This window comes from Bacillus sp. FJAT-27916, from assembly GCF_001183965.1.
GTDB lineage: Bacteria > Bacillota > Bacilli > Bacillales > Pradoshiaceae > Pradoshia.
The window spans coordinates 1,245,779-1,259,941 of the sequence record NZ_LFZV01000001.1; the positions used below are offsets into that span (position 1 = coordinate 1,245,779).

Below are 14,163 nucleotides of genomic sequence, written 5' to 3' on the forward strand. Positions count from 1 at the left end.
TGTGTTAAAATTCATTTTGTTGTATATATATAATTTTTATGGTTTAATAGTTTGTATGAAAATGAAGAGTGCATATGAATTTGATTAACAAACATATTGGGGGAAACACACATGAAAAAGTGGCTACTTAGTTTATTGACTATCGTATTCGCTGGGGTATTATTAAGCGCCTGCGGCAGCGAAGAATCTGGAAGCGAAAACGCAAGTGATAAAAAGGTCTTGAAAATGGCGACCTCCGCTGATTACAAGCCTTTTGAATACATTGATACGGCCAAGAGTGATGAAATCATCGGATTTGATGTTGATTTAGCGAAGACATTGGCTGAAAAGCTCGGCTATGAATTAGAAGTCTCTGACATGGACTTTGGCGGATTGATTACCGCACTGAAAAATGGACAGGCTGATCTCGTGCTGGCTGGAATGACACCGAACGAGAAAAGGGAAAAGAGTGTTGATTTCTCAGACATTTATTATACATCCAATCACATGGTTGTAACAACAAAAGACAGCGGAATCTCCAGTGCGGAAGACCTTGAAGGAAAAACAGTCGGCGCACAGATGGGATCCATCCAGGAAACAAAAGCCGATGAGCTTGCTGAAACAATCAATATAAAAGTTGAAGACCGTAACCGAATTCCTGAACTTGTACAAGAAATTAAAGCTGGCCGTTTTGATGCAGCAATCATTGAAGATACAGTAGCAGAGGGGTATCTCGAAAAGAATGATGACCTGACAGGCTTTTTACTTGAGCAGAACGAAGAGGGAGTCGGCTATGCAATGGCCTTTCCAAAGAACAGTGAATTACGCGGACAATTCAATGAAGAACTTCAAAAAATGAAGGAAAACGGAGAATTGGAAGAATTAATCGTGAAATGGTTTGACGAAGACGCTGAATAAGCAGGACGGGAGAATTTCAGAAGGGCTTGATCCCTCTGAAATTCTTCTTTTATTATCTGCTTTTCATGTCCACCTATGACACGATAGATGAATCATGAAGAAGGAGAACCTATTATGAATTTAGATTTTACGGGAATTATCCCATCGATGCCTTATATTTTGGAAGGGGTGAAAATCACCCTTCAAATCGCAGCACTTGCAGCTGTTTTTGGTTTTATTCTAGGAACCTTGCTTGCTCTGTGTAAAATCTCTAAGCTTAAAGCCCTGATCTGGCTGGCTGATTTCTATACAAGTATATTCCGCGGTACACCACTTGTCCTTCAATTGATGATTATATACTTTGCATCACCACAATTATTCGGGTTTCAGATTGAAGGATATTGGGCCGCTGTGCTATCTTTTTCCTTGAATTCAGGAGCTTATATTTCAGAAATTATCCGCGGCGGGATCTTGGCCGTTGATAAAGGACAAAAGGAAGCAGCGATGGCGCTGGGCGTTCCTTATACAAGTATGATGGCGAACATCATCCTGCCGCAGGCATATAAAAACATCCTTCCGGCCTTGATGAATGAATTTATTACGTTAACGAAGGAATCAGCAATCGTGACAACAATCGGTGTCATGGATATTATGAGAAGGGCCTATCAGGTCGGGGGAGAGACATTCCAATATTTAGAACCGCTCTTGTTTGCGGGTCTCATCTATTATGTCCTCGTCATGATTCTCACGTTTATTGGAAAAATGGTTGAAAAGAGGTTGCAGCATTCATGATTAAAGTAGAGAATCTACAAAAAAGCTTCGGCAAACTAGAAGTGTTAAAAGGAATTACGACAGAAATCAAGGAAGGGGAAGTAATTGCTGTTATTGGCCCTTCCGGTTCCGGAAAATCAACATTCCTTCGCTGTCTCAACTTAATGGAAACTCCGACTGGCGGAGCCATTTGGATTAAGGGAGAAGAAATTACCGCTCCTAAGACGAATGTCCTTGCAATGCGCCAAAATGTTGGAATGGTGTTCCAGCATTTTAACCTTTTCCCGCATAAGACCGTTCTTGAAAATGTCACATACGCACCTATGAAGGTGAAGAAGATGAAAAAGGATGAGGCTAAGAAGGAAGCGATGGATATTCTCACCAAGGTTGGAATGGCAGAAAAAGCAAATGAGTATCCAGGACAGCTTTCAGGCGGACAAAAGCAGCGTGTCGCCATTGCGCGTGCGCTTGCAATGAAGCCGGAGATTATGCTGTTTGATGAGCCAACCTCTGCTCTTGACCCTGAAATGGTCAAAGAGGTTCTTGAGGTTATGAAATCCTTGGCAAATTCAGGGATGACGATGGCCATTGTAACGCATGAAATGGGCTTTGCGAAAGAAGTGGCTGACAGAGTCCTCTTCCTTGATGGGGGAGTTATTGTGGAGGACAGCGCTCCTGAGCTTTTCTTTACAGCACCATCATCCCAGCGCGCAAAAGAGTTCTTGCAGAAAGTATTGTAAATAGCATATTCTAAAGAAAGATATTCTGATATTCAGAATGTCTTTTTTTGGGTACATTACTTATCGGGGTGATACATACATGTTCAAAATTGGCTATCGAACGATCAAAACGGCAATTGGGACACCAATGGCCATTTATCTTGCACAATTGATCGGTCTGCAAAGCTTTGCTTCGGCTGGAATCATTACTATTTTGTGTATCCAGCGTACGAAAAAGAAATCGCTCAGGGCAGCTGGAGACCGTTTTGCAGCCTGTTTGATTGCGATGGCCTATTCCTATTTATTCTTTGAGTGGCTTGGATATACACCGCCCGTCATCGGGTTAATGCTCCTATTATTTATCCCGACAACTGTCGCGTTGAAGGTGTCCGGCGGTATCGTGACGAGCTCCGTCATAATCCTTCATCTATATGCTTCAACCTCGATTACCATGGCGACTTTGTTTAATGAGTTCTGCCTTGTCGTCATCGGAATCAGCGTTGCTTTTCTTGTGAACTTCTATATGCCAAGCATGGACCGCGAAATCATTTCGTATAAAGAAAAGATTGAGGACTTATACAGGATTATATTAAAGGAACTGAGTGAATACTTAGTGACAGGTAATAGCATCTGGACAGGAAAGGAAATTATTGAGGCAGATAACGCCATCAAAAAAGCGGTCTTTTATGCTGCCGTTGATTTAGAGAATCATATTACCGGAAGCGAGGATTCCTATTATCATTACTTCAAGCTCAGGGAAAGACAGCTTGGCATCTTGAAGCGTATTCTTCCGCTCGCAGGGAAAATGGATTTATCCGAGCATGAGGGCAGTCGTGAAATGGGTGAATTCATTGGACATTTGAGTGATAATGTTCATCACAGGAATACGACAGAAGAACATATCAAACAGCTTGAAGATCTGCTGGATGAATTGAAGAAAAAGGATATTCCGGCGAATTTTGATGAATTTGAACGCCGTGCGGCTCTTTTCCAATTGGGAAAGGAACTGAAGGATTACCTCATTATCAAGAGCACGGTCAAACCATTGCCCTATACGAGAGTGAGAAGAGGCTGAATAAGACGGGTGAGAAGGTCAGATACTATGTGAAAAAGGGGATTCCCTATGAACTGGCTCTCACTCGTTTTTGTTTTGCAAATCATCTCGCCGCTCTGGCCCCTTGGACCGAATCCGCTTCCTGGCGATCCGTTCATCATTATTAATAAACAGGAAAATGAATTGTATTATTATGAGGATGAACAGGAACTGATGCGTTTCTCGGTAGCGACAGGAAAAGAAGCAGGCGATACCCCTGAAGGACTATTTACGATTGTGACGAAATTTACGGACCCTGAATATTCCGCTAAGCGGATACCCGCAAATAGTCCGCGCAATCCATTAGGCTCAAGATGGATGGGCATTGATGCACGAGAGACAAATGGGCGGGTGTATGGAATCCACGGAACCAATAGAGAAGACTCCATCGGCAAACATATTTCAAATGGCTGCATACGCATGAAAAATGAAGATGCCGAACGATTATTCACCCATGCTCCACTCGCCACAAAGGTATACATATACTCAGGAGATGAGGACCCGCTTATCTTTGCCATTAAATATGGTGCCGTCAGTAAAGCGGCAAAGCCTTGATAAAAGATAAAAAAACACCAGCTATGAGAAAGCTGGTGTTTTCTAATACGACCGATTATAGAAAAGCGGAAATCCCTGATAGCAAGGTAACAACCACCATAGAGATGATCATTAAATAGACAATGACTTTTCGGGTACGCTTATTAGACATGAATTCCACTCCTTATTTGCTCTTATTTCGATACTACTATGTTTCGCATTCCTCCTCAAGTGAAAAAAATTTCTGCTCATTCAAGCTATATGTCTTTATAGAATTTTACGAATGTTCTATTATTTAAATAGGCAAAAAAAGGGAGGATGAGTATGCATAGGGGAATTGATCATATAGGCGTTGCCGTGAAATCAATTTCGAAAGCGCTTCCTATTTATGAGGATGTACTTGGAATGATTCACGAAGGGGAAGAAATTGTTCAAGGTCAAAAGGTAAGGGTTGCCTTCCTATCGGCAGGAAATACCCGGATTGAGCTGCTAGAACCTCTTGATGAGACAAGCCCAATTGCGAAGTTTATCGAAACAAAAGGGGAGGGCATTCACCATATTGCTCTTGAAGTTACGAGTATTAAAGATAGAATTGCTGAACTGAAAGAAAAAGGATTACAGTTGATTGATGAAGAACCGAGGCCTGGTGCACATCATACAGAAGTGGCATTCATACATCCTAAGTCAGTACATAGGGTTTTGGTTGAATTATGTGAGAAACCGAAACGGGAGGAATAAGGGTGGATATTTACGAGAAGATCACGGAGCTGTATGACAGAAGGAATGATATTGAGCTTGGCGGTGGATTCGAGAAGATTGAGAAGCAGCATGATAAGGGAAAATTAACGGCCAGGGAACGGATTGACCTTCTTGTAGATGAGGATAGCTTTGTAGAACTATATGCATTTGTTGAACATCGTAATAAAGATTTCGGGCTGGATCAGGTAAAGGGGCCGGGAGATGGTGTAGTAACCGGGTACGGCAAAATTGATGGCAGGCCTGTATACATATTCTCACAGGATTTCACGGTATTTGGAGGAGCTCTTGGTGAGATGCATGCCAAGAAAATCTCCAATATTATGGACTTGGCTGCGAAAAACGGTGCGCCGATTATCGGCCTGAATGACTCAGGCGGGGCGAGAATTCAAGAAGGTGTCACATCACTTGATGGATATGGACATGTCTTCTATCGGAATGTCATCTATTCGGGGGTTGTTCCGCAAATATCTGTCATCATGGGGCCGTGCGCGGGCGGTGCCGTCTATTCGCCGGCTATTACGGATTTTGTTTTCATGGTTGATAAGACAAGCCAGATGTTCATTACAGGACCAAAGGTAATTGAAACCGTTACAGGTGAGAAGATCAGCTCAGAGGACCTCGGCGGAGCTAAGGTTCATAATACAGTGAGCGGGAATGCTCATTTCGAAGGGAAAACAGAAGAGGAGACTTTGCTGATGGTCAGACAGCTTGTGTCTTATCTGCCTCTCAATAACGAGCAATCTCCCCCTCGCAAAGACTGGAATGATAACGATGATGACCGGCCGGACCTCTGTGATATCGTGCCGTTTGATGGTGTTCGACCATATGATGTTAGAAAGGTTGTGCGAGAGGTAGTGGATGAAGGATCCTTTATGGAGATCCAGGAGGGATTTGCGAAGAATATTGTGATTGGTTTAGCCCGCCTCCGCGGGGAAACGATTGGCCTTGTTTGTAACCAGCCTAAAAACATGGCAGGGGGACTTGATATTAATTCGTCCGATAAGGCAGCACGATTCATCCGTTTTTGTGACTCCTTCAATATTCCGATTGTCACCTTTGAAGATGTATCCGGCTTCTTCCCTGGAATTAAGCAGGAGCATGGGGGAATCATTCGACATGGTGCGAAGATTCTGTATGCGTACTCAGAGGCAACAGTACCAAAGCTGACAGTCATCCTGCGCAAAGCGTACGGAGGGGCTTATGTCGCCCTCAACAGCAAATCGATTGGGGCAGATCTAGTATATGCTTGGCCAAATGCGGAAATAGCCGTTATGGGACCACAGGGTGCCGCTAACATCATCTTTGCGAGAGAAATAAATAATAGTCCAGACCCAGAGAAGGTCCGTCAGCAAAAAATTGAGGAATACCGGGAAAAGTTTGCGAATCCTTATGTGGCAGCCAGCCAAGGGATGGTTGACGATGTCATCGACCCGCGCGAGACAAGGCTCAAAATTGCTCAGGCACTAGAGATCCTAAGAACGAAGAAGGAAGTTCGCCCGGCGAAAAAGCATGGCAATATACCATTATGAGAAAGAGGAAGAGAAATCCATTGCGGATTTCTCTTCTTTTCATGAAAGGGCTTAAACGTTCTATCTATTCAGAATTGTTACGCTTAATAGGCAAAATATGTCTAGGGCAGCAGGGGGCTCCGCCCTTTTCTTATCAGAAAAACATCGGTATACTTAAAAAGGTAAAGCTTATTCCTGGTTAGGAGGAAGATAGAATGATTAATGAAGAAAGATTATTGCAGGAATTCCTAGAATTAGTCCAAATCGATTCTGAAACAAAAAATGAAGGCCAAATCTCAAAAGTATTAAAAGATAAATTCACGGCGCTTGGCCTGGATGTATACGAAGACAATGCCAAAGAAGCTACAGGCTTTGGGGCTGGAAACTTAATTTGTACACTTCCTGGAAATGTGGAGGGTGCGGATACCATTTACTTCACATCCCATATGGATACCGTAACACCAGGAGTCGGCGTTAAGCCAAGCATTAAGGATGGCTATGTTGTAACTGATGGGACAACCATCCTTGGAGCGGATGATAAGACTGGTCTTTCAGTCATGCTTGAGGTACTTCGTGTAATCAAAGAGAATGACTTGAAGCACGGAACAATCCAATTCATTATTACAGTGGGAGAAGAATCCGGCCTTGTAGGTGCGAAGGCGCTAGATCCATCTCTTATTAAAGCTACATACGGTTTTGCACTAGACAGCGATGAAGCGGTAGGAAATATTATCGTTGCTGCTCCGACACAAGCAAAAATTAAAGCGGTGATTAAAGGGAAAACAGCTCATGCAGGCGTGGCTCCTGAAAAGGGCGTTTCAGCAATCACGATTGCTGCAAAAGCTATCGCAAAAATGCCGCTTGGCCGCATTGATGAAGAAACAACTGCGAATATCGGTCGTTTTGATGGCGGTAATCAGCAAACAAATATCGTAGTAGACCATGTTGAAATCTTGGCAGAAGCACGTTCATTAATTACAGAGAAGATGGAAGCTCAAGCAGCTCTCATGAAGGAAGCGTTTGAATCTGTGGCAGCTGAGATGGGCGGTACAGCAGAGGTGGAAATCGATGTCATGTACCCTGGCTTCAAATATGGAGACGGTGACCATGTCGTAGAAGTAGCCAAGAAGGCTGCACGAAAAATCGGAAGAGAACCTGAATTAAAGCATAGCGGCGGCGGTTCTGACGCAAACGTCATTGCCGGACATGGCATTCCGACAGTCAACCTGGCAGTAGGCTATGAAGAAATTCATACAACCAATGAAAAAATGCCAATTGCTGAACTATATAAATTAGGTGAAATGGTCCTGGCCATCATTGAAGAAGTAGCTGCTCCAACGAAGTAATCTATAAAGGAAATCGGCCACCGGGGGATACCGGTGGCTTCTTTGCCATGATACTAGTTCATAGCAGATGGAGTAGGGAGTGATTGACATGACAGTAAAAGGGCAGCCCAAAAGAGGAGGGCGCATTATTCTGCACGTAGATATGAATAGCTTTTATGCTTCGGTCGAAATCGCCTTTGACCCAGCACTCAAAGGGAAGCCTCTGGCCATTGCGGGAAATGCAAAGGAGCGCAGAGGCATTATCGTGACCTGCAGTTACGAGGCACGGAAGTTTGGCGTTAAGACGACCATGCCTATTTGGCAGGCGCAAAAGCTTTGCCCGAAACTGATTGTGATGGAACCTAATTTTGACCGTTACCGCTCAGCCTCCCAAGGGATCTTTGAACTGCTTCGAACATTTACTCCATTAGTGGAGCCGGTATCCATTGATGAGGGCTATTTAGATATCACGGATTATTGTGAAGGAAAGTCACCCATCAAGATTGCACAAACGATTCAGGAGCGCATTATGGAGACGATGGGTCTTCCGTGCAGCATTGGGATTGCACCGAATAAATTCCTAGCCAAAACTGCCTCTGACATGAAGAAGCCGATGGGCATCACCATCCTCCGCAAACGTGAAGTAAAGGACAAGCTTTGGCCTCTTCCGGTCGGGGAAATGCATGGAGTCGGTGAGAAAACAGCTGAAAAGCTGGCAACACTGCAAATCAAAACCATCGGCGACCTAGCAAATGCCTATGAAGGAGCACTAGAGAAGCTCCTCGGCATCAATGGGCTCCGCCTGAAGGAACGGGCAAACGGGATAGACCGCCGAGAGGTAGACCCCGAATCAATCTATGATTACAAAAGTGTCGGTAACTCGACAACACTTCCGAGAGATGTTGCCAATCAGCAGGAATTATTTGCTGTGCTGAAGCGTTTGAGTGAAAAAGTCGGGGCAAGACTCAAGAAAAAAGAGCTATTAGCGGCAAAAGTTCAAATAATGATACGTTATAAGGATAGAAGAACCGTAACTCGGGGTAAAACATTGGTAAACCCTATCGTCAAAGGCGATGATTTGTACACACATGCGAAGGAATTGTTCATGAAGCATTGGAGCGGCGATCCCGTCCGTCTGCTCGGTGTTACTGCCAATGAAGTCGTCGACGCCCACGAGGCCATGAAGCAGCTCGATTTATTTTCCTACACACAGGATGTGAAGGAAGTGAAGCTTGAGTCTGCCATGGATGCCATTACGAAGAAGTTCGGAAGCCAAATCATTCAAAAAGGCATTGAAGTCAAAGATTCCAATGCCGCTAGCAATACGAGCTTCAGCAAGGATTTTTTGCATCGTCCAAAGCAAGGGGAGTGACCTTTGAAATAATGGTTTAAGAACTTGCACAAATGGTGTAAAATTGCTAAGGTTAATACGGTTTATACAAGTGAAATCCATGAGTGAAAGGAATGTTAGCAATGGGAAAACAACAAATCGGTGTCATCGGTCTAGCCGTCATGGGCAAAAACCTAGCATTTAATATAGAAAGCCGCGGGTATTCCATTTCCGTTTATAATCGTTCTTCTGATAAGACAGACGCAATGATGAAAGAGGCGGAAGGCAAAAATGTGCTGCCTACATATTCAATTGAGGAATTCGTCAATTCTCTAGAAAAACCTCGTAAAATACTAATTATGGTTAAAGCAGGTGCCGCTACAGATGCGACAATTGCACAATTAACTCCTTACCTTGATAAAGGTGATATTATCATTGACGGCGGCAACACATTCTACAAAGACACACAACGCCGTAATGAAGAGCTCAGCAAGCAAGGCTTCTACTTCATCGGTACCGGTGTTTCCGGCGGTGAAGAGGGAGCATTGAAAGGTCCTTCCATCATGCCGGGCGGGCAAAAAGAAGCGTATGAGCTTGTTGCTCCTATCTTGAAGGCGATCTCTGCTAAAGTCGGCGAAGATGATTGCTGCACATACATCGGTCCGGATGGAGCAGGACATTATGTCAAAATGGTCCATAACGGAATCGAATATGGAGACATGCAATTGATCTCTGAATCCTATTCCTTGCTCCGCCATATTCTTGGACTTAACGCTGAGGAATTACATGAAGTGTTCTCTGAGTGGAATAAAGGTGAACTAGACAGCTACCTAATTGAAATCACAGCTGATATCTTTACGAAAAAGGATGAAGAAACAGGCAAGCCAATGGTTGACATCATTCTTGATAAAGCAGGCCAAAAAGGTACTGGAAAATGGACAAGCCAAAGTGCACTTGACCTTGGTGTTCCGCTTCCAATCATCACAGAATCCGTATTTGCACGCTTCTTGTCTGCCTTGAAGGATGAGCGTGTTGCTGCTTCTAAAGTATTATCTGGTCCTGCACAGAAAGAATTTACTGGTGATAAAGAAGCATTCATCGAATCTATCCGCAAGGCCCTTTATATGAGTAAAATTTGCTCTTATGCACAAGGATTCGCTCAAATGAAAGCTGCATCTGATGAATTCGGCTGGGATCTTCAATACGGTGATATCGCGATGATCTTCCGCGGCGGCTGTATCATCCGTGCGCAATTCCTGCAAAAAATCAAGGATGCCTATGACCGCAATCCTGAGCTGAAGAACCTTCTTCTTGACGATTACTTCAAAGAAATCGTGACTAGCTACCAGGATGCGCTTCGTGAAGTGATTGGCGCAGCAATCCAAGCAGGTATTCCTGTACCATGCTTCAGCGCTGCCCTTTCATACTATGACAGCTACCGTGCAGAAACATTGCCTGCAAACCTATTGCAAGCACAACGTGACTACTTTGGTGCTCATACGTATGAGCGTGTGGATAAAGAAGGTATCTTCCATACAGAATGGATGGAATAAGAGACCTAAGAAAAAAAGCATTCAGAACACAATATGTTCTGAATGCTTTTTTTGATTAGATGACCTGTTCCTCTCGTTCGATTTGAAGCTTGGAGGAGTCCTCCTTAGGAGCGAAACGACCTGCAAGGGCCGATATCGCTCCGTCGCCTGTCACGTTGCAGGCAGTCCCAAAGCTATCCTGTGCGAGATAGAGGGCAATCATGAGTGAAAGCATATTATCAGAGAAACCAAGCATGGATTCCAGCAGACCTAGTGCCGCCATGACCGCACCGCCGGGAACCCCGGGAGCCGCGATCATTGTTACGCCAAGCATCAAAATGAATGGAAGCATCTGCATAAATCCAGTATCTATGCCTTGAAGCATCATGACCGCCATCGCACAACTGACTAATGTAATCGTACTGCCAGATAGATGAATGGTTGCTAATAGAGGCACCGTGAAATCAGCGACTTTTTTGTTCACGCCCATTTTCTTCGTGAACTTCAGGGTAACCGGAATGGTTGAAGCAGATGACTGTGTTCCAAGGGCGGTGAAATAAGCTGGCAGCATCCCTTTTAGCATCTGGTATGGATTATTCTTTGTGACAGAGCCTGCCATCGTATATTGGAATGCCAGCATAATGAGATGGAGTGCGATAATCATGACGAACACTTTTGCGAATACACTCATAATGGAAGCAATCTGTCCGCCTTGTGTCATATTGGCGAAGATGCCGAATATATGAAGTGGCAAAAGCGGGATGATGATTACATTAATCACTTTGACGACAATCTCTTTAAACTCTTCCATCACATTCAGCAGGGCATCACCCTTAATAGATGCCATCCCGAGTCCAATTGTAAAGGCTACTAAAAGGGCCGTCATAACACCCATTACAGCGGGCATTTCAATCGTGAAATAAGGGGACAGCAAGGCCTCCTCAGGGCTTGTGAAGCTTTTGGATACCTGGTTTTGCAGAAGGGATGGATACAATGTCTTGGCAGCCAGGAAGGCAAATATTCCGGCAAGGATGGTTGAAGCATAGGCAAGACCGGTTGTAATGCCAAGCATTTTTCCAGCTCCTCTTCCCATCATTCCGATTCCCGAAGCGATGAAGCCAATAATAATGAACGGAATGATGAATTCAAGAAAGGTAGAGAATAACCCATTAAAGGTTGCGAATATGCGAACCAGCCAGGCTGGTGCAATAAGACCAATCATAATTCCTAAGAAAATGGCAGCGATAATTTTCGGTAAAATCCCAAATTGTTTCATGATGTCCTCCTCGAACGTACAATTGTTCTTTATGTGTGGATTATACATGAAATAGCCAGGAATCGAAACCCTTTTGCGCAAATTGATGACAAAATCCTAGTCTTTTTTTGAAAAGAGTGCCGAAAGCGGCAGGAATCAAAGGAATGAATATTGGCTATACGCCCATTGACAAGGAGGAAATTGGAAGATTATACTGTTGGTAACTTATTTGAAAAGGACTGATTTGGGACAATGAAATTCTAATCTGATTTTACAGGTCGTTTGAAATTTAAAACAGAAACCTGAAAAATTGGATTAGTGCGCCCTTTTCACCCTCTAACATATGGAATGGCAGAAGGTCTCCATGATTGATTCATGGGGTGTTCTTTCCTGTATTCCGGTTTATAGGCGCATTCCTCCCTGGCAGGTTTCTGTTCCAGGGCTTTTTGTTTTGCGTTAGCCCTGCCTGAAATATGATGGAGGTGATTGGATGAATGTCATCAGTCTAAGAGGAATAAAAAAATCGTACGGAGATAAAGATGTTCTGACAGGAATGGAGCTGCATGTCCGCATAAAGGAACGGATTGGACTTATAGGGATAAATGGAGCGGGAAAAACTACTGCAGCTAATATTTTGGCAGGTGAGCTTGAACCGGATGAGGGAGTAATAGAATCATCATCAGATCATTTGAACATCGGCTATTTACGCCAGTCGGTTGAATACTCCAGCAAAACATTTAAAGCAATCGAAGAGGCGGGGCATGATAAAGGATTTTACACTTTTGCAAGCTTGATGGGACTTCGAAAGCTCAAGAAATGGAATGAAGAGGATTTCGGACATTTAAGCGGAGGAGAGAGAATCAAGCTCGCACTTGCTCATGTATGGGCCTCATCGCCTGATTTATTGATTCTAGATGAACCGACCAACCATTTGGACCAGGAGGGAATCGAATGGCTGATTGGGGAATTGCAGGTCTTTCCTGGTGCCGTGGTCATTATATCCCACGACCGTTATTTTCTCGACGAAACAGTTACAAGAATCTTTGAATTGGAGAAAGGGGAAGCAAAAGCCTACGACGGCAATTATTCTGCCTATCATGCACAGAAAGCGGAGAATAGACGTATTGAACAAATTGCCTATGAGAATCAGCAGAAGGACATCCGCCGAATTGAGTCACAAATGGAGCAATTGCAGAATTGGTCTGAAAAGGCCCATAAAGAATCTACCAAGCAGGGAGGAACCATCGGGGCGAAAGAATACCATCGTGTGAAGGCAAAGAAGATGGATATACAAGTCAAATCAAAAAGAAAACGTCTTGAATCAGAACTGAGGAAGCATAAAGCCGAAAAACCGGAGGAAGAGCCTCAAGTTGATTTCCGCTTCTTGGACGCTGGAAAGCATGGGAAGAGAATAATAGAGGTGAAGAAATTAAAGAAGCATTATGGAGAAGAAGTTTTGTTCGAAAATAGCCATTTCTACGTGAAGCGAGGAGAGAGATTTGCATTGACTGGGAGTAATGGTTCTGGCAAAACAACCTTGCTCCGCATCCTTTGTCAGGAGGAAAACGCGACAGACGGGGAAGTATGGGTGAGCCCTGGTGTATCCTTTGGATATATGAGTCAGGATGTCGGTGATCTGCCGGCTGACAAGTCAGCAATCGAAGTCATTGGTTTACATGACAGAGAGGAGCAGCAAAGAGCAAAGCTGATTCTGACCCATTTAGGTTTGTCCAGAGATGACATAATCAAGCCGATGCAAGCTCTGTCCCTCGGTCAACGGACAAAAGTGAAGCTTGCCTGTCTGCTTCTTCAAGGCTATGAGCTATTGATTTTGGATGAACCGACTAATCATCTTGACCTTATCAGCAGGGAGAGACTTGAAAGCGCATTAGCCTCCTACCAGGGAACCGTCATAGCCGTATCTCATGACCGTTTTTTCTTAAATAAGATATGTGATAAACGCCTGCATATTGAGAATAAACAAATTAAGCGGCTGGAAGATAACGTTATAATGGAAGAAAAGACTGATTCGCTTGAGGAACAGCTAATGGTAATGGAAACCGAAATGACGGCTCTTCTCGGCAAGCTGAGTGAAAGGACAGCGGGTGATGGGATATATGAACAGCTTGATGAAAGGTTCAATGCCCTTGCCAGCCAGAAGAAAGACCTCCTGAAAAATAAAAGATAAAGAAAGGCCGGCTTTTAAGGATAAACGAAAGCCGGCTTTTTCGATTCAATTATTCATTCTAAGCCATACAGGTTCCATCCATTATTTCCTCTCTTTCTCTCATTCAATTTTTGAAGTTCGTTCTAACAAAAATGGGGCATACTCAGTAAGAGTAGTGATGATTGATCACCACTCGAAGCAGTTTTTACTGCTAGGAGAATCGAAAAGTTCTAAGGCCCTTTGACGATGGATAAGGTAAAGGTTGAATAGGCTATGAATGTAAAAAATAAGCGG

Annotated in this window: 13 protein-coding genes; 11 read left to right on the forward strand and 2 right to left on the reverse strand. The window is 43.8% G+C overall.

What is annotated here, in order from left to right; translation table 11 throughout:
* The first annotated feature begins 111 nt into the window (after positions 1-111).
* The 5 genes from AC622_RS05910 to AC622_RS05930 all read left to right on the forward strand — a co-directional run bounded on the left by AC622_RS05910 (position 112) and on the right by AC622_RS05930 (position 4,014).
* Entirely contained in the window at positions 112-897 is a 786-nt protein-coding gene (locus AC622_RS05910) for a transporter substrate-binding domain-containing protein (RefSeq protein WP_049670215.1), read from the forward strand.
* 114 nt (positions 898-1,011) lie between these two features.
* The gene (locus AC622_RS05915; RefSeq protein WP_049670216.1) at positions 1,012-1,668 is read left to right on the forward strand and encodes an amino acid ABC transporter permease; all 657 of its coding nucleotides are present in this window, start codon (positions 1,012-1,014) and stop codon (positions 1,666-1,668) included.
* Positions 1,665-2,387, forward strand: coding sequence for an amino acid ABC transporter ATP-binding protein (locus AC622_RS05920; protein ID WP_049670217.1), 723 nt, complete (start codon positions 1,665-1,667; stop codon positions 2,385-2,387). The genes AC622_RS05915 and AC622_RS05920 overlap by 4 nt, the downstream gene beginning before the upstream one ends.
* Before the next feature lie 79 nt (positions 2,388-2,466).
* Positions 2,467-3,441, forward strand: a complete 975-nt coding sequence (locus AC622_RS05925; RefSeq protein WP_049670218.1) for an aromatic acid exporter family protein — start codon at positions 2,467-2,469, stop codon at positions 3,439-3,441.
* A 48-nt stretch (positions 3,442-3,489) separates the two neighbouring features.
* The gene (locus AC622_RS05930) at positions 3,490-4,014 is read left to right on the forward strand and encodes a L,D-transpeptidase (RefSeq protein WP_049670219.1); all 525 of its coding nucleotides are present in this window, start codon (positions 3,490-3,492) and stop codon (positions 4,012-4,014) included.
* Positions 4,015-4,069: 55 nt separating this feature from the next.
* Here AC622_RS05930 and prli42 read toward each other — a convergent pair whose 3' ends face one another.
* Positions 4,070-4,165: a stressosome-associated protein Prli42 gene (prli42, locus tag AC622_RS20955; protein WP_156185566.1), complete on the reverse strand. Its 96-nt coding sequence runs from the start codon at positions 4,163-4,165 to the stop codon at positions 4,070-4,072.
* A 152-nt stretch (positions 4,166-4,317) separates the two neighbouring features.
* Between prli42 and mce the strand changes: the two genes are divergently transcribed.
* From mce to gndA, 5 genes are all read left to right on the forward strand, one after another.
* On the forward strand, positions 4,318-4,731 hold the full coding sequence (gene mce / locus AC622_RS05935; RefSeq protein ID WP_049670220.1) for a methylmalonyl-CoA epimerase: 414 nt from the start codon (positions 4,318-4,320) through the stop codon (positions 4,729-4,731).
* Positions 4,732-4,733: 2 nt separating this feature from the next.
* Positions 4,734-6,281 carry an acyl-CoA carboxylase subunit beta gene (locus AC622_RS05940; protein WP_049670221.1) on the forward strand — a complete coding sequence of 516 codons (1,548 nt, stop codon included), beginning with the start codon at positions 4,734-4,736 and terminating at the stop codon, positions 6,279-6,281.
* 194 nt (positions 6,282-6,475) lie between these two features.
* Complete coding sequence (locus tag AC622_RS05950; RefSeq protein WP_049670223.1) at positions 6,476-7,606, forward strand: M20/M25/M40 family metallo-hydrolase; 1,131 nt, start codon at positions 6,476-6,478, stop codon at positions 7,604-7,606.
* Between the two features lie 88 nt (positions 7,607-7,694).
* A complete protein-coding gene (locus tag AC622_RS05955; RefSeq protein ID WP_049670224.1) occupies positions 7,695-8,957 on the forward strand; it encodes a DNA polymerase IV in 1,263 nt (420 codons plus the stop codon).
* A 101-nt stretch (positions 8,958-9,058) separates the two neighbouring features.
* Positions 9,059-10,468 carry an NADP-dependent phosphogluconate dehydrogenase gene (gene gndA / locus AC622_RS05960; RefSeq protein WP_049670225.1) on the forward strand — a complete coding sequence of 470 codons (1,410 nt, stop codon included), beginning with the start codon at positions 9,059-9,061 and terminating at the stop codon, positions 10,466-10,468.
* Between the two features lie 55 nt (positions 10,469-10,523).
* Here the strand turns inward: gndA and AC622_RS05965 are convergent, their stop codons facing one another.
* Positions 10,524-11,723, reverse strand: coding sequence for a dicarboxylate/amino acid:cation symporter (locus AC622_RS05965; RefSeq protein ID WP_049670226.1), 1,200 nt, complete (start codon positions 11,721-11,723; stop codon positions 10,524-10,526).
* A 469-nt stretch (positions 11,724-12,192) separates the two neighbouring features.
* Between AC622_RS05965 and abc-f the strand changes: the two genes are divergently transcribed.
* Positions 12,193-13,890, forward strand: coding sequence for a ribosomal protection-like ABC-F family protein (abc-f, locus tag AC622_RS05970; RefSeq protein ID WP_049670227.1), 1,698 nt, complete (start codon positions 12,193-12,195; stop codon positions 13,888-13,890).
* Positions 13,891-14,163 lie beyond the last annotated feature (273 nt).

Bases quoted from the DNA above. Each gene is read 5' to 3' on its own strand.
- AC622_RS05910 (WP_049670215.1), top strand. From the start codon at position 112: ATGAAAAAGTGGCTACTTAGTTTATTGACTATCGTATTCGCTGGGGTA.
- AC622_RS05915 (WP_049670216.1), top strand. From the start codon at position 1,012: ATGAATTTAGATTTTACGGGAATTATCCCATCGATGCCTTATATTTTG.
- AC622_RS05920 (WP_049670217.1), top strand. From the start codon at position 1,665: ATGATTAAAGTAGAGAATCTACAAAAAAGCTTCGGCAAACTAGAAGTG.
- AC622_RS05925 (WP_049670218.1), top strand. From the start codon at position 2,467: ATGTTCAAAATTGGCTATCGAACGATCAAAACGGCAATTGGGACACCA.
- AC622_RS05930 (WP_049670219.1), top strand. From the start codon at position 3,490: ATGAACTGGCTCTCACTCGTTTTTGTTTTGCAAATCATCTCGCCGCTC.
- prli42 (WP_156185566.1), bottom strand. From the start codon at position 4,165: ATGTCTAATAAGCGTACCCGAAAAGTCATTGTCTATTTAATGATCATC.
- mce (WP_049670220.1), top strand. From the start codon at position 4,318: ATGCATAGGGGAATTGATCATATAGGCGTTGCCGTGAAATCAATTTCG.
- AC622_RS05950 (WP_049670223.1), top strand. From the start codon at position 6,476: ATGATTAATGAAGAAAGATTATTGCAGGAATTCCTAGAATTAGTCCAA.
- AC622_RS05955 (WP_049670224.1), top strand. From the start codon at position 7,695: ATGACAGTAAAAGGGCAGCCCAAAAGAGGAGGGCGCATTATTCTGCAC.
- gndA (WP_049670225.1), top strand. From the start codon at position 9,059: ATGGGAAAACAACAAATCGGTGTCATCGGTCTAGCCGTCATGGGCAAA.
- AC622_RS05965 (WP_049670226.1), bottom strand. From the start codon at position 11,723: ATGAAACAATTTGGGATTTTACCGAAAATTATCGCTGCCATTTTCTTA.
- abc-f (WP_049670227.1), top strand. From the start codon at position 12,193: ATGAATGTCATCAGTCTAAGAGGAATAAAAAAATCGTACGGAGATAAA.